Here is a 24,937-nt window from a genome sequence, read left to right as displayed (position 1 = left end):
TTCAATTAAATTAAAGGGGCTTTTATTTTTAAAAGTAATCTAATAAATTACCATTCAAATCTCTCACTTCTTTGTTTTTCTCTCTCAGTATCTTGTTGAGCCTGTTTATCAATCGCAATTAACCATTTCTGCTCTTTATCATTTATTATAGATAATAATTCAGGAAATACAGATTCAAATTTTTCTTTCAACGCCTTTATCGAAGGTAATCTTCTGCTCATTTCTTCTGACCAACTACCACTTGCTTGTCGAACGTCAAATATTGAATTTTCAAATAAGCCCTCTAACAAAGCTTCTTTTTCAGTTGATCTCTTAAATAAATCAAGTATCAAATCACACCATACTACTTTTATTTTTGATTCTTCATTGCACTTATCCTGAAGAGATTCAATAGAAAATAATCGTGCATTCTCAATCCAAAACTTAATTTTTTCTTGGTCTTGCTTAGTCCAAGCAAGAACCTCATTTGGATTAGCATAAATAAGAACTTTGTCTAGATCTCCTTTCCAAAATTTTCTTAAAAAGTCTTTATCTTCAATAAAATGAATTATAAATTTAGTAGTATTATTCTCTATTAACAATTTCAAAATTTTAAATTTTTTATCTTCTCTATAAAGAGAAAGATATGACTGAGTGCTAAAAAATTCTTTTACATCATTAAATATCTTATCTTGGAAATTATTTCCACAACCCAGTAAAACATTCAAACCATCTTCAAAATGGTCAAAATTATTTTCATTACTAACAAGTTCAGGTATGTGGTTTAATAAAATAGGTTGATACTTTTTAGCCAATTTCTTTTGAAAGAAACACTCTTCCAACAATTCATAATAAACACTCTGCCAATGCTTCTTTTCAATTAATGTATCTAGAAATAACTCAAAAATTTCATTATCAATCCTATTATGATATTTGCAACCCGCTAGTCTCAGCAGTTGAGTGCTGTCAATTCTATTTTGATTAAAAAGTTGGTAATAATATTGAAAATCTTCATCACTTTGACAACTGCCAAAAATCATATGAGGTATTATATTCCTCAAAACTGTATGACTTAATAAAAAATTTATTAATTTTTGATAATCATTTCGTGAACTCTGATTAAAAGCTTTTAATAATCCTAATAAGAATTCCGAATTTTTTATGTTTGCATTAATTTGAGTGCATTGAATAGCAGCAATACAACTATCCACACTTTCAAAAACAGAGGCGGCATTCTCACCTAAGCGTATCAAATATGGATGTGCTAACCAACCACTACTTGCCTTAATTAATAAATCTAAATTTTCTGTTAAAATATCAACATTTTTAAAGTTTTCAACTAAATATTCAATTAACTCCTCATAACAATTAAATTCAGGGATTTTAATTGCATGCTCATCGTTTTCACCTTTACTTAACCTATAGAGATCATGGTCTGGAGCTAAAATATATACTTGGATTAACTCTCGAATGTTGTCTTTCTTTGGTCTTAGTTCCTGTTCTAAACTTTCTAATTCTTGTAATAATTGAGGTGCATTTACTTTTAATTCATCATTATGAAATTTTATAATATTTAATATTTGCCGATGAATTTCTGGAAAATACTGTCTGCTATTAAATTCCAACAAATATTTTCTAACTATTTCAAAATCCCCGCACGTCCAAATAATTTCTTTTAAATGGTTTGTCAGAATCTCTCTTACTTGCTCAGTTTGATAAAAATCTAATTCACTTAATAAACCGAGTAAAAACTCTATCCATTCCCAAATTTCACCATATGTTTTAGGTTGGTAACCATAATCAGAAGATCGACCACTTGCATCAAAGTCACGTAAGATATAACCATACTCATGAAAATTCAGAGCTTTAGAAATACATGCTAATAAAATGGACTGATATTCTTCATATTCTTTTAATTCCGTTAGTATTTCTTTTTTTAACTCTAAATTGGCTAAAGTTTCCGATGTATATAAGCGGAATAAAGACGTGACTAAATCACGAATAGAACTATTCCTTTCACCTTCTTTTTCATCTTTGGCAAAATAAATGAGTAGTTCAAATGCCTTTCTAAAATTTTGTGGTTCATATGCTAAAGATTGAATCAATCTAGACAGTTCGACAAAATGCAAATTATCCCTAGTTAAAAAGTTTGGATTAGCATTATTCTTTTGTTCCATTAATTGTAAGAGTTGCTCTTCTGCAATATGAGCAAGTAATCTAAATTTAACAAGATCTTGAGCATCGTACTCATCATTTAAAAGCTTTTCTCCTAGCCATCCATTTGGTGAAAACCATAATCTGACCAACTCTTGAACTTTAGGAATATCGTGCAAATAGCTCAATCGTTTAATACAAGAAGTCTGTAAACGACTTGGCATATTTCTAATAAAATTATCTAAATGATTTACTAATCTTTTGGAAATACATTCTTTAGCTAAATGATTCGCTAATACATGAGGTAAAATTGCACGCCATTTACCACGTTGTTGAACAATATCTTTGTTTTTAAGCTCCTCAATTCGTTCAATTGCATCATAATTATCAATTCTTGCAAAATTTGATATGTAATCAAGTTCAGAGTTTTCTTCACCACTATCTTCTATATTAAATGAATAAACTAAAGCAAAATTTTGAGCCACTCGATATAAATCATCATTACGTTGCCCTCGTTGCCAAAACAAACGCTCAAATAATTCTGAGCTTGTAAGTAAGGCAAGATTATCCGTTCGCTCAATATTAGATGCTATTGCTAAAGCTAAACGATAATTTCCACCCGAAAATTCTGCAATTTTTCTAGCATTTAAATCATTGATATTAGAAAAGTGTCTTTCAATAACTTTTTTAATAATATCCGTACTATTCGGCTGAAGTTTATATACATTGGTTCTTTCAGGTAAATCATCTTTCACATCATATTCGATGGTTAAAAGTGATATCTCCGTGTCTTTTATTTTCCTAGTCAATTTATCATGTGTATTTTGTCCACAATTATCAACGATCAAAATATCATGTCGTTTATTTTGAACCAGTTCTTCTACGAAATGCTCAGGCAAGGGATTAGGTGAATCACCAATATCACAGTACCAAGCCGATCTGACATCTAAGCTATTTGTTCCAATTCGCTCATCAAACAAGGCTTGAGCAAGGCGAGTTTTTCCTACTCCTGACAAACCTACTAATCTGACAGAATTCCCACTATTAGATAGTTTTTCACGAATAGCATTTATACCATCAACAACATTGTGTTCAGTATTACTTGTATCTTTTGGAATGATGACTTTAATATCATCATCGACTAAATATTCTGATTCTAGTTCTGCTTTTGTATTCGACCAATCATCATAGCGTTGCCAACCTTCTAAATTGGTTTCTGTAAAAAAGTACTTGGCTAAATCACTATGTTCTAGACCAACAAATTCAGATTCAAAAAATGAAGCCTCTCTCCATACAAGTTCTATATTGAATTCTTTAGCTTTACTTTCAATATCAATCAAGGCTTGCGGTGAAGTCATTTTTTTGTCAGATCGACTGTATGCTTGCCCCCAAAACTGATTGGTATAAACTAAAATTTTGGTGAGATTTGCATGATCTCTTTTGGCTTTTTCAAGCATTTCCAAAAAGTCATCTTTATGTGCAGAAAGAGTTGTTGAATAAAATTTAGCTTGAAATCCAATTACCTCACCATCTTTTTCAATTGGATTTTTCTCAATTCCTGACTGATTTTTAAATCCAAACCAACCTTTGGGTAAGTCAAATTCTCGGCAAAATAATAGATAAGCAAACCATTCAAATGTCACTTGTTGGTTATTAGAAAATTTTGCTGAAAATATTTCCCAATTCGGTTGAATCATTTAGTCTATCCAAATAATTTTATTGAAAAAATTATATCTTTTTAAAATAATTTATCAAATTTGAATTACTAAACCTGCTTGCAACGAATTCTCGACCACAACAACTTTTCAGCGTCGGTCATATTATTTCTTAGGTCACGAGATGCCTGTTTTAAATTTTTATTATAAGGTTTCATTGTTATTATTACTTTAATTAAAAAACTTATCCTCCCTTACGCTAAAAAATCCTTTCAGCTTCAAAGGGAGGAATTTAGTCACTTTATCGGACTGATCATTTTCTAAAATTCGACAACAAAGTATTGGTAATCGCATTATTATGCTTCACCACTTTCGTCTTTTTTGCTTTGGCTGAATTATCTGCAACACGTTCAATCTTAATTGCACGTGGTTTTCCATTGTTATCGGCAATTAAAAACTTAACACGTTCATTGCGCTTAGGCTCACCATCTTCAAGCGGAAAATCAGAGATATGAAAGAAAATGTCTTCCTCTGCTCCACCGATAAAACCAAAACCACGATCTGCGTGATACTGCTTAATTTTCCCTTGCTGGAATTCAGATGCCATATACATTTCCCAAAATTTTACACAATTGAGCTATTATACCCATCTTCAAAATGGAAACATAAAAAATAAATTTTACCAAGGCATGACCGCAATAAATCTCTTATAACCGATCAACAAATAATACACCATTCAAATGATCGACCTCATGCTGCACAATTCGAGCAGGAAAACCTGAAAATGTGGTTTCAACTTTTTCGCCATTCAGCGTGTAATAACACACTGAAATCTGTTCCGCACGAGTCACCTGTCCTCGCTCATCAGGAACACTTAAACAGCCCTCTTCACCCGCCACTGTTTCAGATGAAAATTCAAATATCTCAGGGTTTACCATCACCACAGCTTCCATTGTTGGTGCATAGGGATAACGTGGATTTGCTCGTGACGCCACGATAATGATGCGCTTGGAAATATACACCTGCGGTGCAGCAATCCCCACGCCCTGACGTGCCATCATGGTTTCATATAAAGCCGAAGCCAACTGAGTCAACCATTCACTGCCAAACTCATGCTCAGCAACAGACGCTGCAATCAGGCTTAGAATCGGTTCACCACGTTGAGCAACAGGTAAAATCACGGACATTGCTTTCTCCTTTTCATCATATTGATTTTGATAGTTTATTTTTGACTTATTTAAACTCATTAAAAAAATTATCAAATTTAAATATATCTATATTTTAAGTATATCTTCAGTTCAATTTGTCATACTGATTTTTTAAGCAATCAATATGATAAAAAATGAATACTACAGTTTTACTTTTAGGTGTAGTTTTTAGCTCAATAGGCTTAGGCTATTTTATTTTTGGTAAAAAACAAAAAAATATGGTGGTCTTGGTCTCTGGCATTATTTTAATGCTTTACCCTTATTTTATTGAAAATATATTCTTCATGCTTATTATTGGTGTTGCACTTATATTTTTACCCAAATTTATTAAAATTTAAGTGCAACAGATCATTTTAAATAAGATATTGAATAATTTTTTATATTAACAATTAGATTTCTTGTACCTCAGTATAAGACCGAACTTGATTACGCCCTTTATTTTTAGCAAGATATAATGCCTGATCAGCATGTTTTAAAACCATTTCTTTATTCACATTTTCTTCAGATACAGCCACCCCAAAACTCGCAGTTATATAAATCTCATAATGTGAATCTAAAGGAATAGGCTCTTGTTCAATATACTGTCGAAACTGTTCTGCAATTAATACAGCTTGCTGCTGTGTTTTATTTTGCAAAATCAATAAAAATTCTTCTCCACCATATCGACCTGCCATATCTCCATCGCTTAAATGTAAATTAAATAATTGAGCAACTTTAATCAACGCAATATCACCAATATTATGCCCATAATGATCATTAATATGTTTAAAATGATCAAGATCTAGTAAAATTAAAGCATAATCTTGATTTTCAACCTGCATAAAATTCAAACGTTCTGCCAAACTGCGACGATTATAAATATTGGTCAATGGGTCAAATAAACTCATGTGCTGAATTTGAGCTTCTCGATTACGCCACTGTGTTAATAATACTTCAAAAAGGATAATTGAGAATATAAAAATCGGAGCATATAAAAATAACATGCTATAAATCCAAAATGAATTTTCCGATAAAATTGTTTGATTAAGTTCTCGACTAAATAATGGTGCATAAGGAATTTTTTCTAAACCACTTAAAACCATACACACAAGCATAAAAATAGTGACAGGAATGACTGTACTATAAATAATTTTTCGTTCAAACAACACAATACCCACAAAAATGAGACTAATATATCCACCAAGTGTTGCTGGGCTTAGAATACCAACATTAAAACCACCATAAATTAATGTCGCACCAAAATATAAAATTGCAAAATATGGAAAACCTTTTTGTAGTTTTTTATGTCTTTTAAATTTACAACTTAAAAATGCCAATAGTAAAAATATAATTAAAATAATCACTGAAATAATTAAATGTGAATGATATAAACTTTCATTCATCCAATATTTCATTGTTGGTATACTAAAAACAAAAATATACCATGCAATCCATAGAATATAAACTAAAGCACCTAATACCATCACTAAACAACATTGGGTAAGAGGATGCCAGTTTAAAATAATATTTCCATTTATTAATGCACTGAATTTACCCCACACTTTCATTGCAACCTACCATTTTGATTTATATTTTAGATATTTACTTATTTTAGATGAATCATCTTTCAACGATTATTCACAGAAAATGCTATATCACAAAGCTAATTTAGACTTCTTTTTGAATAATATATTCTAATCAATTATCTCGAATCTTTACTGTTTAATTCCTGTATATACTTTTAACTGTTGGCAATATTCAATCACTAAAAAATAATGACGATATTCGATTAAAATATCGAATTCGTCTGCCCCATTGTCTAAACCTGTGACCGCCCATGTTGTGCCCTGCGGAAAATCCTGTAGCCATTTCGCTTTATAAAAGTCCGAAACTGAATCAAAATCTAAATAATACTCAGGTTCGGACTGAATTTTTTCAGCCAGTTTTTGAAATTTTTCTATTTGCATTGCAACAAAATCAATGATCATCTCTTGGCTCTCTGTCGGTTATATCTGAAGCATTTGTTTCTTTTTTACTTGCTCCCACTGCCACCAACCAAATGCAGCCATCACCACAAATGCTGCATATAAACCTGCCGTAAGTTGCAGATCTTTATGAATAAACATTGCAACATAAACAATATCAACAAAAACCCATAAAACCCATGTCGCAATATGTTTACGACTCGTCCAATAAGTAGCAAGTAAACTAAATGCAGCCAATTGAGAATCTAACATTGGCAAAGCAGCATCAGTAAAATAATGCAAACTTAATCCAAATACTAAGCCACCTAAAGCAGCTAAAATCATTTGAATAATCACATTTTTTATAGCAATTGGTTCAATACGAATTTCATGATCCTGTTGTTTACCTTTCAACCAGTGATAAAAGCCATAAAAGTTAATAATAATAAAGAAAAATTGTAAAATAGTTTCGCCATAAAGTTTGACTTGAAAAAATAGATAAGCATATAAAACAAAGGCAAAAAAGTTAAAAAACCAACATAACATATTACGTTTGATCGTCAGTGCAACCCCGATAATACTAATGATCACTGAGAATATTTCTAAAGAAGACATCGCTAAGCTGCACTAAAAAATAATAGCTTATTATGAAAAAAAATAACGTGAATGCAAGCCAGCTGCTCTAAATAATCTGTCTATTTTTCAATATGAATGAAATGATTTGAATCAGAGTAATACAGCATAAATAGACTTATTTTTAAGGATCTATGGTACAACTATAAACCCATCAGTCATGTTGATTGAATTGATCGTTTTAAAATGATCAGTTAAAAGTATTGATGTATTAATGATATAAAGATCTAAGTGAGAACAATAATGTCAAATACGCAAGGAAAAGTCAGTCGTGAAATTCGTGGTCATTTGTACCTGATCGGCTTAGACAGAGCAAGTAAACGTAATGCTTTTGATAGTCATCTGATCCAAGATTTATCTTTAGCTTTAACAGAATACGAAAATAACCCCGAACTTAGATGTGCCGTCGTTTTTGCTCATGGTGATCATTTTACTGCAGGGCTTGATTTAGTCGAACTACAACCTAAATTGGCTGAGGGTGTTTTTAATTTTTCTGATGATATCGTCAACCCTTGGGGTACAGTGGGTCGTCAGAGAACAAAACCCTTAGTTACTGCGGTTCAAGGTTATTGCTATACCGCAGGAATTGAGCTGATGTTGAATTCAGATATCGTCATTGCTAATGAAAATACTCAATTTACACAAATTGAAGTACAACGCGGTATTTTACCTTTTGGTGGTGCAACAGTACGTTTCGTTCAAGCTGCAGGTTGGGTAAAAGCCATGAAATACGTACTCACAGGCGATCTTTTCTATGCACAAACTGCGTATGAAATGAACCTTGTGACAGAAGTCGTAGAAGGCAATAATCAACTTATTCGAGCACTTGAAATCGCTGAAAGTATTGCTCAAGCCGCGCCCCTTGCCGTACAGGCAGCCTTAAAATCTGCTCATCAAGCATTTTTACATAGCCCTGAAATTGCTTTTGGAAATTTACAAGAATTACTGACACCATTACTTGCATCTGAAGATGCACAAGAAGGTGTAAAAGCGATGATCGAGCGTCGAGCACCACGTTTTCAAGGTAAATAAACACACATCACATGATATAGACAGTTAAAAATGAGGGAAAAGATGATAGAAAACTTAAAATTCGCTCATACTGAAAATAGAGTTTATCAATCCTTTCGAGTTGATACTTGCTCATTTCAAGCTTTAGACGGTTATGATTTAGTCGGAGTCAGCTATACACCAGAGCAAGAGATTCGGGCTAAAATTTTACTGTCTTGTGCAACGGGCGTACCGCAAGCTTTTTATCGTCGTTTCTCTGAATATGCTGCTCAGCAAGGCTTTCAAGTGCTCACCTTTGACTATCGTGGTGTTGCTCAATCTGCACCTCAACAACTAAAAGGCTTTGAAATGTCCTATTTAGATTGGGGCAAGTTAGATTTAGTAGGTGCAATTGATCATTTTTCAGATGAACAGCTTCCTCTTTTTCTGGTTGGTCATTCCTACGGTGGACAAGCTTTAGGTCTAACATCCAACCATCATAAAGTCACAGCGATGTATTGTTTTGGCACAGGTGCCGGCTGGCATGGCTATATGCCATTGAAAGAGAAAATAAAAGTTCAAGTGATTTGGAATATTGTTTTCCCATCGCTAGTGGCATTCACAGGTTACTTGCCTTGGAGTAAATTCAAAATGGGCGCAGACTTACCTAAAGGCGTCTATCAAGAGTGGCGAAAGTGGTGTAAAAATCCAACTTATTTTTTTGCTGATCCTGAACAAAAAGAACTCCATCGTCTTTATGCAGCAGTCAAAACACCGATCTATGCTGTCGCTGCTTTAGATGATGACTGGGCTTTACCAAAGTCACGATATGCTTTTATGCAGCACTATAAACATGCACCAATGCATTTTATTAACATTTGTGCAGATGATTTTGGTTTAAAACAAATTGGGCATATGGGATATTTTCGTAAAGGGTCTGAACCAATCTGGGATCAAATGCTAGAAACCTTTAATGACCTCATCCCCCCATCTTCATAAATGTCTTTCTTTTAAAATGGCGTTTGAAAGCAAAAAATCCTAAACAAAAGCTCATAAAATTAAATAGACTAATGTATTCAATTTAGAGCAGATAATAAAAAACTTATGATGATGCTTTCATCAATTCAGCCTTATGTTCAACCCCATGACGGTCAACATGAGTATAAAAAATGCCATATTTCCCAACATAGTACTCTAAAGACTGCTGACGATAATTCCAATAAATACACCATTCGCCAAGGTCAAACTCACCAATTTGACTGTCTGTTTTACTTGGCATTTTATTCAAAAATTGCTGTTCTATGTGTTCTGCTTGTTCAATGTCTTGCTGTTGTATGTGTTGTTCGAAAAAAAGTTTGGCGACATCATCAAATAATTGCTGTTCTTCATCACTCAGTGCTAATGGCTCAACTTTTGTCACACTACTTTTAGGTTGAACAGCATCTTTAAAGGGTTTAAATGTCGTTGATTTTAACTGTGAAAGTTGTTGTTTAGAAATAACTCTAAAAATAAAAAAAATCACCCCAATAGCAATGATGATCAGCAACCATTTCATGATTTGAAACTCCTTTACCTAATCTCAATAAACCATACTTTGACCTGAGTTAAAGATCATCTTTTTCACTTTATTGTAAATGTTCTTGTTGAAATTTTTTAAGATCTCCAGACAGATAAACCATGCCTTTTCCTGCTTGTTTTTTTAATACAATGCCTTGCCCAATTTTTTTATACTGCGCTTGTTGTTGTTTATTTTCACCTAAATACAGTTGTTTTTGTAAATAAATCTTTTGATCTTGTGCTGAAATTTTAATACCACCTTCATCCGATGCCATATAAGGGACTTTGCTTGCATAAATATGTTGCTCGTCCTGCATCCATACAAAAACCAAATCACCACCACGCTCATACATATTATCAAAAACCACGGTAGATTGATCGACACGTTGCGAACTGACTCCTACATAACCAATCGCATCAGATAACTGATCATAAAAATAAATCATTTGACCTGAAGCAAGCTGAAGACCAAAACCTGAATAATATTGTGTTTTGCCCTGCTTTTCTGTTGTACACGAATAAGTTTTTAATTGTACTTTTCCAGATTTTAATTGATAAGTTTTGACTTCAAATACATCCGCATCATCTTGTGTACATGCTTTGTCTAAAGTTTTACTTTGTTTTAAATTTCCAAAATTGATCGTGGAGTTTGCAAATGTCGCACTACACATCATACAAAGTACAATAGAATTTAAATATTTCATTATTTTTAAGACTCAAATTATTTTCATTGCCGATCAATATATTAAATGATTTTATGATGTCGCAAAATAAACTGAATCAAAAAAACTGTATCTTTATGATACTTGATCTTTAGGTTTTAAAATGAGCTTTGCGATTTTTTGACTGACATAAATAGAAAGTTCATCAACATAATGACTATAAACTTGGGCAATACCGAGAGTAACAATAATGAAAATACTTGATGCCCACATCACAGCACTCAAATAGCTCCATCCCCAACTTAAAAATAAATTTAAAAATGGCAGACAAATCAGATACATCAACATTAAATGTAGCAAATATACTGAAAAAGATAATTTACCTAACCAAACCAATAAAGGCTGATCTAATATATTTGATAGTTTTTGATTCATTAAAATACTATAAACAATCAAAATACCCGCAAAAAAATTGCCATACTCATAGGTTCGATTACCAAGCCATTCATATAACCAAACATATGACTGACTTGTATTATGTGCACCTGCTAAATATAAACCTAAAATTAGTAATGTACTTGCACATAAAAGCGAAATTTGGCGACCATAAAAATAAATATACATGCCAATAATAAAGCTAGAGATTCCCATACAAAAGCCTTCACCACGCCAATAATAAGCAAAGTAGGCAAAGACAATTGAGCCTATAAAAAATACGACATGATGCAGTTGGCGTAACCCAATTAAGATAAATAAAGTAAATGAACCGAGTAATTCAATGGTCATCGTCCAAAGTACCCAATTAATATTACTTTCTGCAAAAAGAAAAGAACCAATTGTGCCTTCATAAAAAACAGTTTTTAATGAAAAAACTTGAGTGACATAACTTTGTAGCCATCCGCCAGCATGCTGACTATCAATCTTAATGGTATTAAATACAACCCAAATCAATAAACAAGAAAACAAAGCAGGAATCATTAAACGCGGATAACGTTTAATCCACATATTTTTAAGCTTAAAGGAAATCTGTGCAGGATTTTTACAAATGGCATAACTCAAAACATAACCACTCAGCACAAAAAAGATAAAAACAGCAGCCGTTCCCGAATACAAAAATGCAAAAGGTGAATGATGAATCGCATAAATCAATTGGTTATTAGCAACATCATTGACATCAAAATAATGCAAATACGGAATAAAGCTTAGGCTTAAATGTGAAAAAACCACAGCTAAACACGCTAAGCCTCGAATGCTTTCAGCCGAATTTATTTTTTGCACAAACGTTGATCCATATGAAAAATCTGCCTTCCCTGTCATAGCACGGTAAATAAGTGTCGTAAAAAATCCCACTTAGATGTGGGATTTTTTATCGTTAGATTTATTGAATTGAAATGATTTTGCCATGTTCATCATGATGGACAATACTGATCTTCTGGTGTCGACCTTCATCAATATCTTGTTCATTTAAAGCAAAATGTTCAGCATAATCAGATAAAGATTTAGTTTTAACTTGCTCTGGTGTTTTTGCAGGAATAAAACGGTTCCATAACAACAAACTCAATGCACAGACCATCAATGCAATTAAACCATGCTGTAATATTACCGTAAAAGCTTGCATAATGTTGTGAACAATATGTGGCTTTTGTATACCAATCACCCCGATAAGCAAGAGTAATGGGCGCCACAATAAAATCCAAACACCCCATAACATGGCTGTTGATGTTGTTGATATATATCGCTTATGCCAAGGCAATTGTTGACGTAAATCAATAATCAGATTACTGGCTTTCATTTTTACCTATACTCAAACAATGCCATTAAGATCGCATACCTCTATCAGGGCTGATCCAACGTGCACGCTTTCCATGACCACGTAGCAATACTTTTGGAAATGCTACAATACTTGCTGTTAACGTAATTAACCAAAAAACAAAAGGATACCAAATCATCCAATAATAGTTTTTTAATAGATTAGGTTCGTATCTACTATCCATCCATTTGCTTAAAGCAAACTGAAGTAAACAACTTAAACCCAAAAGAATTCCGCTTCCGTACGGTAAAAAAGGAGAACTCACATTTTGACTGATCGCAATGCTTGGGATTATAAAATGCAATACCCAAATAATTGCAACCGCGAGCATTAAATATGACCAAACTAATGTCAAAACCAGTTCTAAAATCAGGGGCCAAAGATAATTTAATTTAGGTTTAAATACAACATCGATATTTTTAATGAGGACTTGTGCGCCCCCCATTGCCCAACGTAAACGCTGTTTCCATAAACCATTTAAGGTTTCAGGCATTAAAATCCACACCAAAGCATTGGGTTCAAAATGAATATTCCAACCTGCACGTTGTAACTTCCATGTAATATCAATATCTTCAGTTAAGGCATTGGGTGACCAGTAACCAACATCATGCACAGCACTTTTACGAAATGCAGTAATCACACCAGAAACCGTAAAAAGTCGTCCAAAACTTCGTTGAGCACGTTTAATCAACCCCACGATAGAAGAGAACTCACCAACTTGTATTCGCCCTAATAAGGTAGAACGTGTACGAATACGTGGATTACCTGTAACTGCTGCAACACTTGGGTCTGCTAAAAAATGTCGTACCATCCACATCGCAGCATGAGGGTCTAATAGAGCATCACCATCAATCCCAATCAAATATTCAGCATCTGTCAATAGACTTCCTGCCTGTAAAGCCATGGCTTTACCCTGATTTTTCGCAAGATGCACTACACGTAATTTTGGGTATTTCTGAGCTAAAGCATCCAAAATTTGTGCGGTATGATCAGAACTACCATCATTGATCGCAATCACTTCAAAATGAGGATAATTTAACTGTAATGCATGACTTAAAGTCTCTTCTGCATTTTCTCCCTCATTAAAACAAGGAACTAATACAGCAACTTTAGGATATGCCATTAACGGATTAGGTTGATCATAAGGCGGTTCTTTTTTTTCCTTACGGAAGAAAATCACCGCGCCAATCATCCAAAGATATGACATAAATAATGGATAAAAAAACACAAAATCCAAAGCCATATGCCAGAAATGCTGTAAAAAATTCATATCGAGTACTATTAAGGAACGAGACGATTGGTTTTTAAGCCAAAGACATCACGCATAATTTTTGGATCTGGATGATTTTTGAAAGGATCATCAGGATAATAGGCAATGTGCATCGCACCCTGCTGATAGAGTGATTTTATCGTATCAGCCATCTCTTGTGTGGGAACAGGCTGATTATTTCGCCAGTTAAGCGCTTGTAATTCAAATACTGTTTTTTTCAATCCATTTGGATAAGACTTGACACGATTTACAATATCTTTAAAGAATTTTTCTTGATCGTCAACTTGCTCCATATAAGGCATTGCCATAATTGCTGTAAAATCATAACGATTGAGTGATTGTTCCAAAGATTGTGCATACCAATTTTCCGAATACGCATTTAAAGCCACTTGGGCATACATATTACGTGCTGTCACCAAATAAGGATGGTAATAACGAATTTGATCTGCCATTTGCATTGCAAAATCATCAATGGTTTTGGTCTTAAATGCTGTCCATTTTTGTAATTGTGCTTCATCTTTACGCACAGCATCTAGATCAGTTGAAATACCTGCCGCTTTATAAGCACTTAAGGCATAAGAACTACTGTCTTCATAGTCAGATAGCGTTGTATCATCATGAAAAAGAATACCATTGAACTCAGATGACTTTGCAAGGTCTTCATAAATCCCTCGAATCACCTCTCTTGCTTGAGCAGAATAAGGAGATAAACGATGATAACCCATATTTAAATGGTCAGATTTTTCAGCTTGTTGAGTGACCACCAACTGCTGTGAAACAGGGTTTTCTTTGGGTAAATTCCATGCCAAAAGCGGCATCCATGCATATAAACGTGTCACTTGAGTACGAGACTGGATTTGCCAAGCAACTCGATTAAACAAATCTGCACGCATAGGTAAATAACGATTTGGGAAATACACCATATCTGCTGAACCATCTGCATCTGGATCAGAAAAAGCTTGTAAATACACTGTATTGACTTTCATTGCCTGAATACGATCAAGTAATAGACCAATATTTCGTTCTTCTTGAGCAGGATCAGGATCATACAAATAGTCTAAATCGACATGCATAATCTTTTGTGGACGATTATTGTCATTTAAGCCCATTTCACGTGTATGTATATCTTTTAATAAGTCCTCACGTGTCGTGTCACTTTCGATTAAAATTCGATTTAAATGACTCAACGATTGTTTAACGTCATTACTTCCGTCATCTAAAGTAATGGTGATAGGCATGCCTAATTGATTCGCAATTTCAATCGTTTTCATATTGTACTGACCATAAGGCCACACCATGACACGTGGGCTACGAATCCCATGTTGCTTTAATAAGTCATTATTTTTCTTTAAATCTGTATAAATACGCTCTGCATAAGCAGCATCTGTTTCGTAGCTTTTATTTTCAGGTGAATATAAACGTGTTGTTGCTGCTGGTTCTGAATTTCCTTGTGGATTGCCTAAAATCCCACGATGTAAGTCGTAACTATGACTCCCAATTTCGACATAGCCACTGTCTTGCATCTCTTTTAACTCATCCCAAGTCAAAATATCATGACGAGGAATGGTCTGATCACCAAAACTGACTTCTTTACCTTGCGTATCTATCCATGACCCAACAACAGATAAAACAACTGGAACTTTTAATGCTTTAACAAGTGGATATGCATATTGATAAAAACTTTGATAACCATCATCCACAGTGAGCAACAACGGTTTTTTGGGTAATTTATATTTTCCCTGATTTGCCTGAATCAATTGATCTACACTAATAAAGTGAAAACCATCTTGCTGCAAAGATTTAATTTGCTCAGCAAATTGTTTAGATTTAATGGCATATTGTGGAATTAAAGCATGTTCATGATCTGTAATCTCATGATAACCAATGATGGTTAAAGAACGAGGATCTGGTTTGAGCGTTTCAGCATTTGACATCATACTCATAGAAGCAGCCAGCATCGTTAGACAAGCAACAATTGGTTTAAAAAAACAATTCAACATAAATTTTTAGCTCATGAACTTTTTATGAATGCTGATTTTATGATTTATCTTAAATCCAACTGGACAAATCCAGTAACGAAAAAACTGTACCCTCAAAATTTTGTACAGTTTCTTTTGCAGCCAAATAAGCGCTGATCGCCACTCAATCCAAGATAAAAAACACAAAAAATCAGACATCCTTACTGTAGATATTTTATAAGGTATAATCCTGAAATGAATATTAAAATGAAAGTTTTGTTTTGTTTGCAAATAATGCCATACACTGACTTATAGAAAATCAGCACTCAATTGATCATTTTTGTTTTTAATTCTGATAGATATTACACATTCTATTGCTTTGACTGATATTACATCTTCTCACAAAACTACTTATTTTATTTATCATGAACATACTAAAAGAATAAAGTCTTTGTTCAGACTTGTTTGTTTATATAGATTTTAAAACATCTCCCCTTGTTACGCATTTTTGCTGCTCAGCTTTAAAAAGATAAGCATTCTACAAGGGGAAGATTCAAAAACAATTTACATGTTTGGTCACATGCTTAGTCACGTGTTTTTACATCATATAATTCAATTTCAAAAATCAAATTTGAGTTTGCAGGAATAATATTACCCATTTTACGCTCACCATAAGCCAAATGTGCAGGCACGATCAATTTACGTTTACCACCAACTTTCATTCCAATAATACCTTGATCCCAACCTTTAATCACACGACCTGTACCAATCACAGTTTCAAAATAGTTACCACGATCTAGTGACGAATCAAATTTAGTTCCGTCTTCTAACCAACCTGTATAATGAGTTGTAATTAAAGCACCTTTTACTGCTTCTTTACCTTCACCAACCACTAAATCAATGATTTCTAACGCTGCTGTCATGTCTTTTACTCCACTTTCACTTTCGATTAGGTCTACATTTAAATTGGACTGTATTTAAATGCAGTTTTACTGTAACTGTGTCCACTCAATCAATGCTTGAGCATTGTCACCGATGAGTGTCCATTCACCATCCATCACATTGAGCTGTAACTGCATCGTGCGCTCACATAATTGTTGAATCGCTGTCGTTGTTGCTTCTGACAATTGCCATACTTGCACATTGGATAAGGTTTTGAGCTTTGAACTACGTTTATACCATTCTGCAACTGCTGAACCATAAGCAATTACAGCAACATCTTTACAACGTGCCGCTGCTTTTTTAACTTTATCTTCGTCAGGTAAACCGACCTCAACCCATTTTACCAACTGCCCTGTCAAATCTTTTTCCCACAATGCAGGCTCATCAGTTTCAAATAAATCTTTAGTAAATACCAATTGTTCATCAGCAAAACGTGCAAATGCCAAAACTCGTACCATCAAACGTTCAATCGTTTCAGATGGATGTAGTGCCATTGTCAATTGATAATCGCCATATTGATGTACATCCATATTGGCAATATTTAAATCTACTTTATAAATAGTTGCTTTAAGCGCCATAATCCGTCCAAAAATCAAGTTCTAAAATATGGCGCTCAGTCTATAAGATTTTGCATTGGATTACTGCGCTTTTTCCAAGGAATCAATACGACATTTTAAAAGTGCAGTTTCAAAACTTTCCCAATCTTGATCTTGTTGAGTAATCATTTCAACGCGATTATCTAGTCCTTCTTCGGTTGACTTATAATTTAAATCTTCAGGATTAAAATTAAACACCATCCAACCTTGATTGGTATTAAAAATACCTTTGATTCTTAACCAATTTTTCTGATCACATAACACATCTAGCACATCATAAAAATCAAACTGCCAACGTTTAGAAAACTTCCAACCTGCAACCGTATAACCATTTGCACGTTCAACATAATGGTAAGGGAGCTGTTTAATTACAGGTAACGCTTCTGTGCGATTTAACTGTTTTTGGATATGAATCAAAGGCACGATTTTTCGTTGTATACCTTGATGAGGTAGGTCAACTTGCACCAGTTGAATATTCCCTTGTTCCGACATGAGCCAATGTTGTACATCAGCCAAATACTCATTTTTGAATTGTGCTAAAACTTGTTGATCATGTTCTGACATGCTGTCTTGATGTGAAACCACGACAATCTGTGCAGCTTTCAGTTGATCTTGATATAAATCTTGCTTAACCCATGCTGTATCATGCAAACGTGAACCGTCGATCACCGTAACCAACGCTCGCATATCAATTTGAGTTTGCCAATGTGGTTCTGTTAATTGTTCTAGAAGTTGGGCAGGATGCCCCAAACCCGTAGGTTCAATAAACAAACGATCTGGTTGTTTTTCTTGAATCAAACGTGACAATGCAATTTGCATAGGCAATTGGCTGCTGCAACACAAACAGCCTCCCAATAATTCTTTTACTTCAAAACCTTGAGCATTCGGTAAAAGTTGCTGATCTACACCAATTTCACCAAACTCATTCATTAAAATTGCCCACGTTTCATTTTCAGGTTTTTGCTGTAAAAGTTGCTGCAATAAAGTGGTTTTTCCTGCACCTAAAAAACCAGAAATAATATGTGTTTTTACCGTTGCAGCAACAATAATTTTCATGGAGCATGCCCAATCTATCAATAATATTAAAAGTTAAATCTTAGTTTAGGGTTTATTGTGCAAGTATTCATATAAAGAATTTATGAAAATAGACATATACATGCTAAGCCAATCATTTTTTTGATAAAAAATCAGTTTTCAGAATTTCTTATTTTAAATAAGCAATTGATTATTATTAATTTTAATTTAAATCAAATATTTTTTTATTTTTTAAATAAATTTTCCTAAATCACTCAATTTTTCTTTTTTTGTTTCTCATCCGTAATCTTATAGATTATTTTTTAGTCAATTTTTAATATTTTCACATATTTTAAGCAGACAAAATGAAGAATTTTTCACAAGAATTACACAAAAATTGGCGCTTTATGTCCATTACGTAACTCAAACTGTTTTCCTTTGTTCATAAGGTTGCCTAAAAGTAGTTCACCGCTTAGCATGATTTTCGTCCACTAGTGATTGTTGTCACCTAGCAATTTATCAATCAATACAGACAACGCAATAAATCACGGACTATTTTTTAATGAATAAAGGATGCCAAATATGAAACTCGTTAAAACACTTTTAGCTACAACTTTTGCTTTAACTGCTGCAACTGCTTCTTTTGCTGCGACGGCTGAACAAGCGGCTGATGAAGCTGAAAAAGTAGTGGTTTCAACTCAAGAATCTGCAACAACAACTGAGGATGCTTCTGCAGCAGCTCAACCTTCTTCTGAACAACCAACAACAGAAAGTGCAGCTGAAGGCACTGCACCAGCAGCACCTCAAGCAAATCAATAATTAACTTCACTCCCTCTGAGGAGCAATACGGTTAAGTCAGTTGTAGAGACTGAACCAATGAAAAAGACCAGATCAAGCTGCGATCTGGTCTTTTTCTTTTTTGATTTATATAAATTTAATGATCTCAATGAGAATGCTGATTAATGAATGGTGATTTCATAATTAAAGTTTTCTGCAAAACCCAAAGATTCACGATATTCAATCGGATAACCTTCAATGTTTTTAGCGATACGACACACTTGTACCAAAGCATCAGATTGTTGATTATTTAAATACGGATCTTGTAGATTTTTCTTAAAAGATAATTGCTCCGTTGCCGATGAAACAAATTGTCCGCATTTTTCATAATAAAATGGATAAAGTAAATTTGCGAAATCTTTTAATTCTAGCGTAGTTAATACTGTAAATAAGGTTTCTGGCAACCAAATCTTCTCGCTCAAGACCACTGTATTTTCATTCAAACGTACACGTTCAATATAAATCAAAGATGCTTGTTCATTCAGATTAAGTTTTTGATTAATTTCTGGAATCGCACCAACAACCTGTAATTTTTTAATTTCACCAATCGGTTGTACATCCTTGCCAAATTGATTACGCATGCGGAAAAAACGCATCAATGACGTAGCAAAGTTTGGCTGTCTTAGAAAAGTTCCTCTGCCTTGTAATTTAATCAACAAACCATCTTCTACCAAGCATTCAACCGCTTTGCGCACAGTCCCCACAGAGACACTGTACATACTTGCTAACTCTTGTTCAGATGGAATCGGTTCTTCAATTGTCCATTTTGACTGAACTAAAAGCTTTTGAATTTGCCAGCGAACCTGTTCATAACGAGGCAGCTTAAAATTTTTAAATGCATTTTCATCAAGCATTTGCATAACTATTACAAAATTTAGATTTGACAATCATAGCACATCAGCTTTTAATATAAACATTCAAACATATATATGTTTATATCTTTAAATGTATTTATGAGTCATAGACTGTCAAGGAGAGATGACAAATGACTATGCTTATTCTTGCTGCTTTAGCCATATCGATTGGCTTGGGCTATGTCACGAAAATCAATATCGGATTTTTTACGATTATTTTTACCTATTTAATCGGTTGTTTTGGTATGGGCTTAAAACCATCCGAAATTATTGAGCTGTGGCCTGTAAAAATTTTCTTTATTATTTTTTCTGTGACTTTGTTTTATAACTTTGCTCTTGCTAATGGGGCACTTGAAAAGCTTGCTAGTCATCTTCTCTATAAATGCCGTAAATTTCCGCAATTATTACCTTTAGCCATCTTTTTTGCCTCAACCATTATCGCAGCTTTAGGTGCTGGTTTTTATACCGTTTTGGCATTTATGGCACCGATCACGTTGTTACTTTGCCGAAAAACCAATATGAGCATGATCATTGGTGGTATGGCAGTGAACTACGGTGCGCTTGCAGGTGCGAACTTTATGACCTCGCAAAGCGGCATTATTTTCCGTAGTTTGATGGAAAGTGTCGGCGTTGACGCTGCAACTGGTTTTAGCTATGCCACAGGTATTTTTGTGGTGACATTGATCATTCCGATTGTGGTACTGGGTTTATATACCTTGTGGAACCGTAATAGTAATTCAATTCATATTGAAGACACTCAACCTGAAGCTTTTGATGACAAGCAAAAGAAATCTATTGCGCTCATCCTTGGCATGATGGCACTCGTATTGATCTTCCCAATTTTAAATTTATTGATGCCAGATCAACAGACGATCGCCTTCTTAAATTCAAAAATTGATATCGGCTTTATTGCGATTATTTTTGCCTTGATCAGCTTATTTATGAAATTGGCTGACGAGAAAAAAGTGATGGCACTTGTTCCATGGAATACGCTCATCATGATCTGTGGTGTGGGGATGTTAATCGCACTCGGTGTCAAACTTGGTGTCATCACTCAACTCTCTGACTGGTTAGCAAATAACGTTCCTGTTTGGCTTATCCCTATTCTGATTTGTTTAATCAGTGCTGTTATGTCTGTTTTTTCAAGCACTTTAGGTGTGGTTGCACCGACGCTTTTCCCAATTGTACCTGCTATTGCGCTTGCTTCTGGCTTAAACCCACTTGTCCTTTTCCTTTGCATCGTTGTTGGTGCCCAAGCTTCCGCCATCTCCCCGTTTTCGTCTGGCGGAAGCTTAATTTTAGGATCAGCTCCTGCTGATGTCGATAAAAATCAACTCTTTAATCAGTTGCTATTTAGAGCTGTTCCCGTTGGTTTAGTCGCTGCCTTAATTGCTGTACTTATTCTTAAATTTGTAATGTGAGATAAAAATGTTTGCTGTTGATGCACATGCCCATGTATTTTCAAAAAATGATTCTTGTATCGCAACTGCACGCTATACACCAGATTATGATGCTTCTGTAAGCGAATATATTGCGCATTTGGATCAACACCAACTCACTCATGGTGTTTTGGTACAACCCAGTTTTTTTGGCACAGATAATCGTGTAATGCTCCAAGCCATTGCACAATATCCTGATCGTTTAAAAGGTATTGCTGTTGTTGATCATGTGATTCATATCAACGAATTAATTTTACTCAATCAACAAGGTATTGTTGGTATTCGTTTAAATCTGTTTGGCAAAAACTTACCGAATTTTTCAGACAAAGCTTGGAATACATTATTTAATCATTTGTCATTTATGAATTGGCAAGTTGAATTACATGCTCCACCTGCATATTTAGTTCAAATTTTACCGATTTTACGCTCTTACCAACTCAATGTTGTGATTGATCATTTTGGGCGTATTGACCCAATAAAAGGCATGCAAGATCCTGCTTATCAAGATTTTTTAAATATGTTAGATGTCAATCAACATTGGATTAAAGTATCTGCTTTTTATCGACTTGGTCAATCTCCTGAAAATATTGATGTTGCAAGCCAAGCTTTTGCTTTATTGAGAGCAAAAGGGCTTCTACATAAATTAGTCTGGGGAAGTGATTGGCCCAATACACAACATGAGTCAAAAGTATCTTATGCATCAGTGGTTGAAGCTTTTCATAAAATTGTTCCTGATGAACAAGAACGTCAACAAATTTTAGGTCAAAATGCACAAAATTTATATGCATTTTAAACTAAACACGATTCAATTTAAGCATGAATGCACAAGCTTCATATTGAATTGAGTGGTTGGGCTGCTTTGATCTTATAGAAAAATAAGGTCAAAACAGTCAAAATTGCGCAAATTAAATATGTCGCTGAATAACCGAGTTTTGCAATTAAAATCCCTATACAGACTGACCCTAAAGCCATTCCCAAATCAAATAAAGTAAATAGTGTCGCAATCGCATGTCCCATTCGAGCCTTAGGCACGGACTGAATCGCAATCGTTTGAAAACATGGAAATAATGAACCATAGCCTATACCAATAAATACCGCAGCAAGCCATAAAATCCATTGATTAGACATAAAACTCATGATTACTAGACCGATCGTAAAGCAGACCAATGAAGGATAAACGACAAAATTTGCGCCTCTTTGATCAAAAAGTTTACCAACCCAAGGTCTGACCACCATCATTGATGCTGCAAAAATGACAAAAAATAAACTTACATAAGAGAATAAATGTTTTGATTCAGCATACGCTGCAATAAAACTCATCACACTCGAATAAGCAAAGGCTGTAAGCAGTGCGACAAAAGCGATAGGAATGACTTTAAACTCAATTAAATCATGAATAGACAACACAAATTTTTTAGTTTTTTCGACTTGTATTAACTCAGGCTGATTTGGTATAGGAATAAGCAAACAAAATATAAACCCGATACAAATAATGAATGTAAGCAACTGAAATAAAAAATTAAAATCGGAGTATTGTAAGACTGTTAAGGCAATAAAAGGACCCAAAACAACCGCTAAATTAATCGACATGACATAATATCCCATGCCCTCACCCTTGCGTCGCTCAGAAATAAACTCATTGGCAATAGGCACAGCAACAGTCGTTAAAATGCTAAACCAAATCCCATGTAAAAAGCGCAGTCCTAATAAAATCCATAAACTATCAACCCATAAATAAGTAAAAGCAAATAGCATAAAGAAAAAAGCAGACATTCGAAAAACTCGCTTTTGCCCGATTTTTTGAATAATTAAACCTGAAAAAGGTCTTACAGCAATTGAAGAAAGTAAAAATAAAGTTAAACCTAAACCCGCCTCTTGGATTGAGCCTCCTAAAGACTGCATAATGTACACAGGCAATATTGTTAAAAAAGCAAAATAATAAATAAATAAAAATAAATTATTTAAAATACATAAAATAAAATTACGATTCCATAAGGGCAAATCTCCCCCTATGATCAAATCATTTTTCAGTTTATTCATTAATTTTTGACTCCTGTAACCACTGAGCAGGAGCTAAAACCAACTTCACTAAATGCTGAATATACTCAATATTTGGTCTTTGATTGAAGAAAATAATTTGATAATGAATAGGTGCATATAAAGTATCAAGCATTAACTCAAAAGGATAATTTTCCTGTAATTCTTGACGTCGAATTGCCACTTGAATGAGCTTATGCGTTTCTTCACGACGAGGTCTTAGATATTGTTTAAAAAACTCACCTGCCGCTTCACGATGCTCCGCCAATACGACCAATAATGCTCGTCCCAAGGCATGATCTAAAGCATGACTCAGCTTTAACAATTGTTGCTCTAAATTCATTGCTAAACTTAAAGAAAAATCCATTTCAAAAATCGATGCAGTATGTGCTTTAAAAGCATCGAAAACTAAATCAGACTTATCTGCCCACCAACGATAAATTGTTGACTTTCCTACACCAGCACGACGAGCAATATCTTCGATTGTTAAGCTGCGATAGTCCTGTATTTCTAAGATCTCAGTCACTGCATTAAAAATACATTGTTGACGACGCGAGACTTTTTCTGTTTCCTTCATCCTTACACCAAACGATACGATACGTTTCGTTTCATTGTAAAAATTATTACTCTTTTCAATAAATACTTATTTTAATTAAGGTCAGTCTTAAAAACGATGAATGATTAGAAAACTGACAATCAATCCTGAAAATGATTCACTTCCTGATGTACTTAAATTTTTCTAAAACTTCAATCAACCACTTTTTTTATGATCACATAAAACAAAAAAGCTTCCTTAAAGGAAGCTTTTATTCACAAAAACCTTTTAGTTATGTGATGATTTTTTATAAATGCTGCAAGATGGATGATGATTTTCTTGCAAACGCGCAACTTTACGATGTTCAGCAGCTTCAAAACGACAACGTTTCCAATCATTATCCAAATTTAATGATGGAATTTGTTTTGGTTTACCGTTTTCATCAACAGCAACCATCGTAAAATAGCAACTATTTGTATGACGAACTGAACGTTTTTGAATATTTTGCGCTTCTACACGTATTCCAATTTCCATCGAAGTACGTCCCACATGGTTTACACTTGCTAGAAATGTAACTAATTCACCCACATGGATCGGCTCTTTGAAGTTCACTTTATCCACTGAAAGCGTAACCACATAACTACCAGAATAGCGACTTGCACAAGCATAAGCGACTTGGTCAAGTAACTTTAAAATGGTACCTCCATGTACATTACCAGAAAAATTTGCCATGTCAGGCGTCATCAAAATTGACATCGTTAATTCAGATTGGTCTTCTGTTGCAGGGATCATTTGATCGAGTGGTGACATTGTTTTCTTGACTCAGTGTTAAGGCAGGAGATATAGATCTATTATTATATATCT

At 34.1% G+C, this 24,937-nt stretch carries 25 protein-coding genes and 1 pseudogene; 6 read left to right on the top strand and 20 right to left on the bottom strand.

Annotation, left to right across the window (positions count from 1 at the left end; genetic code table 11):
* Window positions 1–47 precede the first annotated feature (47 nt).
* The 4 genes and pseudogenes from C9E89_RS06605 to def all read right to left on the bottom strand — a co-directional run bounded on the left by C9E89_RS06605 (window position 48) and on the right by def (window position 4,975).
* On the bottom strand, window positions 48–3,830 hold the full coding sequence (locus tag C9E89_RS06605) for a hypothetical protein (RefSeq protein WP_107007465.1): 3,783 nt from the start codon (window positions 3,828–3,830) through the stop codon (window positions 48–50).
* A gap of 71 nt (window positions 3,831–3,901) precedes the next feature.
* Window positions 3,902–4,006: pseudogene (locus C9E89_RS06600) on the bottom strand (DUF559 domain-containing protein); the annotation flags it as partial.
* Window positions 4,007–4,101: 95 nt separating this feature from the next.
* Window positions 4,102–4,395, bottom strand: coding sequence for a cold-shock protein (locus tag C9E89_RS06595; protein ID WP_107007464.1), 294 nt, complete (start codon window positions 4,393–4,395; stop codon window positions 4,102–4,104).
* 100 nt (window positions 4,396–4,495) lie between these two features.
* A complete protein-coding gene (def, locus tag C9E89_RS06590) occupies window positions 4,496–4,975 on the bottom strand; it encodes a peptide deformylase (RefSeq protein WP_107007463.1) in 480 nt (159 codons plus the stop codon).
* Between the two features lie 155 nt (window positions 4,976–5,130).
* Here def and C9E89_RS06585 point away from each other — a divergent pair, with 155 nt between their 5' ends.
* The gene (locus C9E89_RS06585) at window positions 5,131–5,334 is read left to right on the top strand and encodes an amino acid transport protein (protein ID WP_107007462.1); all 204 of its coding nucleotides are present in this window, start codon (window positions 5,131–5,133) and stop codon (window positions 5,332–5,334) included.
* A 51-nt stretch (window positions 5,335–5,385) separates the two neighbouring features.
* Here C9E89_RS06585 and C9E89_RS06580 read toward each other — a convergent pair whose 3' ends face one another.
* From C9E89_RS06580 to pnuC, 3 genes are all read right to left on the bottom strand, one after another.
* Complete coding sequence (locus C9E89_RS06580; protein ID WP_107007461.1) at window positions 5,386–6,543, bottom strand: GGDEF domain-containing protein; 1,158 nt, start codon at window positions 6,541–6,543, stop codon at window positions 5,386–5,388.
* Window positions 6,544–6,690: 147 nt separating this feature from the next.
* Window positions 6,691–6,963 (bottom strand): hypothetical protein, encoded by a 273-nt coding sequence (locus C9E89_RS06575; protein WP_107007460.1) that lies wholly within the window; start codon window positions 6,961–6,963, stop codon window positions 6,691–6,693.
* A gap of 18 nt (window positions 6,964–6,981) precedes the next feature.
* Window positions 6,982–7,554, bottom strand: coding sequence for a nicotinamide riboside transporter PnuC (pnuC, locus tag C9E89_RS06570; RefSeq protein WP_107007459.1), 573 nt, complete (start codon window positions 7,552–7,554; stop codon window positions 6,982–6,984).
* A gap of 261 nt (window positions 7,555–7,815) precedes the next feature.
* Here pnuC and C9E89_RS06565 point away from each other — a divergent pair, with 261 nt between their 5' ends.
* Window positions 7,816–8,604 carry a crotonase/enoyl-CoA hydratase family protein gene (locus tag C9E89_RS06565; protein WP_107007458.1) on the top strand — a complete coding sequence of 263 codons (789 nt, stop codon included), beginning with the start codon at window positions 7,816–7,818 and terminating at the stop codon, window positions 8,602–8,604.
* 42 nt (window positions 8,605–8,646) lie between these two features.
* The gene (locus C9E89_RS06560; protein WP_107007457.1) at window positions 8,647–9,561 is read left to right on the top strand and encodes an alpha/beta hydrolase family protein; all 915 of its coding nucleotides are present in this window, start codon (window positions 8,647–8,649) and stop codon (window positions 9,559–9,561) included.
* 103 nt (window positions 9,562–9,664) lie between these two features.
* On the opposite strand, the gene C9E89_RS06555 is transcribed toward C9E89_RS06560, so the two are convergent.
* The 9 genes from C9E89_RS06555 to C9E89_RS06515 all read right to left on the bottom strand — a co-directional run bounded on the left by C9E89_RS06555 (window position 9,665) and on the right by C9E89_RS06515 (window position 18,413).
* Window positions 9,665–10,117, bottom strand: coding sequence for a hypothetical protein (locus C9E89_RS06555; RefSeq protein WP_107007456.1), 453 nt, complete (start codon window positions 10,115–10,117; stop codon window positions 9,665–9,667).
* Window positions 10,118–10,187: 70 nt separating this feature from the next.
* Complete coding sequence (locus C9E89_RS06550) at window positions 10,188–10,823, bottom strand: hypothetical protein (protein ID WP_107007455.1); 636 nt, start codon at window positions 10,821–10,823, stop codon at window positions 10,188–10,190.
* 93 nt (window positions 10,824–10,916) lie between these two features.
* A complete protein-coding gene (locus tag C9E89_RS06545) occupies window positions 10,917–12,059 on the bottom strand; it encodes an acyltransferase family protein (protein ID WP_378227181.1) in 1,143 nt (380 codons plus the stop codon).
* Window positions 12,060–12,159: 100 nt separating this feature from the next.
* Window positions 12,160–12,573 (bottom strand): poly-beta-1,6-N-acetyl-D-glucosamine biosynthesis protein PgaD, encoded by a 414-nt coding sequence (gene pgaD / locus C9E89_RS06540; RefSeq protein WP_107007453.1) that lies wholly within the window; start codon window positions 12,571–12,573, stop codon window positions 12,160–12,162.
* 25 nt (window positions 12,574–12,598) lie between these two features.
* Window positions 12,599–13,861 carry a poly-beta-1,6-N-acetyl-D-glucosamine synthase gene (gene pgaC, locus C9E89_RS06535; protein ID WP_107007452.1) on the bottom strand — a complete coding sequence of 421 codons (1,263 nt, stop codon included), beginning with the start codon at window positions 13,859–13,861 and terminating at the stop codon, window positions 12,599–12,601.
* A gap of 11 nt (window positions 13,862–13,872) precedes the next feature.
* The gene (gene pgaB, locus C9E89_RS06530; protein ID WP_107007451.1) at window positions 13,873–15,861 is read right to left on the bottom strand and encodes a poly-beta-1,6-N-acetyl-D-glucosamine N-deacetylase PgaB; all 1,989 of its coding nucleotides are present in this window, start codon (window positions 15,859–15,861) and stop codon (window positions 13,873–13,875) included.
* Window positions 15,862–16,403: 542 nt separating this feature from the next.
* Complete coding sequence (locus C9E89_RS06525; RefSeq protein ID WP_107007450.1) at window positions 16,404–16,742, bottom strand: FKBP-type peptidyl-prolyl cis-trans isomerase; 339 nt, start codon at window positions 16,740–16,742, stop codon at window positions 16,404–16,406.
* A gap of 66 nt (window positions 16,743–16,808) precedes the next feature.
* Window positions 16,809–17,339, bottom strand: coding sequence for a YaeQ family protein (locus C9E89_RS06520; protein ID WP_107007449.1), 531 nt, complete (start codon window positions 17,337–17,339; stop codon window positions 16,809–16,811).
* Between the two features lie 60 nt (window positions 17,340–17,399).
* Window positions 17,400–18,413 (bottom strand): CobW family GTP-binding protein, encoded by a 1,014-nt coding sequence (locus C9E89_RS06515; RefSeq protein WP_107007448.1) that lies wholly within the window; start codon window positions 18,411–18,413, stop codon window positions 17,400–17,402.
* Between the two features lie 540 nt (window positions 18,414–18,953).
* Between C9E89_RS06515 and C9E89_RS06510 the strand changes: the two genes are divergently transcribed.
* Complete coding sequence (locus C9E89_RS06510; RefSeq protein ID WP_107007447.1) at window positions 18,954–19,190, top strand: hypothetical protein; 237 nt, start codon at window positions 18,954–18,956, stop codon at window positions 19,188–19,190.
* 140 nt (window positions 19,191–19,330) lie between these two features.
* Here C9E89_RS06510 and C9E89_RS06505 read toward each other — a convergent pair whose 3' ends face one another.
* Window positions 19,331–20,062 carry a GntR family transcriptional regulator gene (locus C9E89_RS06505; RefSeq protein WP_107007523.1) on the bottom strand — a complete coding sequence of 244 codons (732 nt, stop codon included), beginning with the start codon at window positions 20,060–20,062 and terminating at the stop codon, window positions 19,331–19,333.
* 131 nt (window positions 20,063–20,193) lie between these two features.
* Here C9E89_RS06505 and C9E89_RS06500 point away from each other — a divergent pair, with 131 nt between their 5' ends.
* Window positions 20,194–21,483 carry an SLC13 family permease gene (locus C9E89_RS06500; RefSeq protein WP_107007446.1) on the top strand — a complete coding sequence of 430 codons (1,290 nt, stop codon included), beginning with the start codon at window positions 20,194–20,196 and terminating at the stop codon, window positions 21,481–21,483.
* A 7-nt stretch (window positions 21,484–21,490) separates the two neighbouring features.
* Window positions 21,491–22,294, top strand: coding sequence for an amidohydrolase family protein (locus C9E89_RS06495; protein WP_107007445.1), 804 nt, complete (start codon window positions 21,491–21,493; stop codon window positions 22,292–22,294).
* A 38-nt stretch (window positions 22,295–22,332) separates the two neighbouring features.
* Here the strand turns inward: C9E89_RS06495 and C9E89_RS06490 are convergent, their stop codons facing one another.
* The 3 genes from C9E89_RS06490 to C9E89_RS06480 all read right to left on the bottom strand — a co-directional run bounded on the left by C9E89_RS06490 (window position 22,333) and on the right by C9E89_RS06480 (window position 24,883).
* Window positions 22,333–23,541, bottom strand: a complete 1,209-nt coding sequence (locus C9E89_RS06490; protein ID WP_107007444.1) for an MFS transporter — start codon at window positions 23,539–23,541, stop codon at window positions 22,333–22,335.
* Window positions 23,534–24,115 carry a TetR/AcrR family transcriptional regulator gene (locus C9E89_RS06485; RefSeq protein WP_107007443.1) on the bottom strand — a complete coding sequence of 194 codons (582 nt, stop codon included), beginning with the start codon at window positions 24,113–24,115 and terminating at the stop codon, window positions 23,534–23,536. The genes C9E89_RS06490 and C9E89_RS06485 overlap by 8 nt, the downstream gene beginning before the upstream one ends.
* A 246-nt stretch (window positions 24,116–24,361) precedes the next feature.
* The gene (locus tag C9E89_RS06480; RefSeq protein WP_107007442.1) at window positions 24,362–24,883 is read right to left on the bottom strand and encodes an acyl-CoA thioesterase; all 522 of its coding nucleotides are present in this window, start codon (window positions 24,881–24,883) and stop codon (window positions 24,362–24,364) included.
* Between the last annotated feature and the right edge of the window lie 54 nt (window positions 24,884–24,937).

Origin of the sequence: Acinetobacter sichuanensis (assembly GCF_003024515.2) — a bacterium.
Classification (GTDB): domain Bacteria; phylum Pseudomonadota; class Gammaproteobacteria; order Pseudomonadales; family Moraxellaceae; genus Acinetobacter; species Acinetobacter sichuanensis.
Note: the sequence above shows the minus strand (reverse complement) of the source record. Positions and strands in the feature narration are given on the sequence as shown.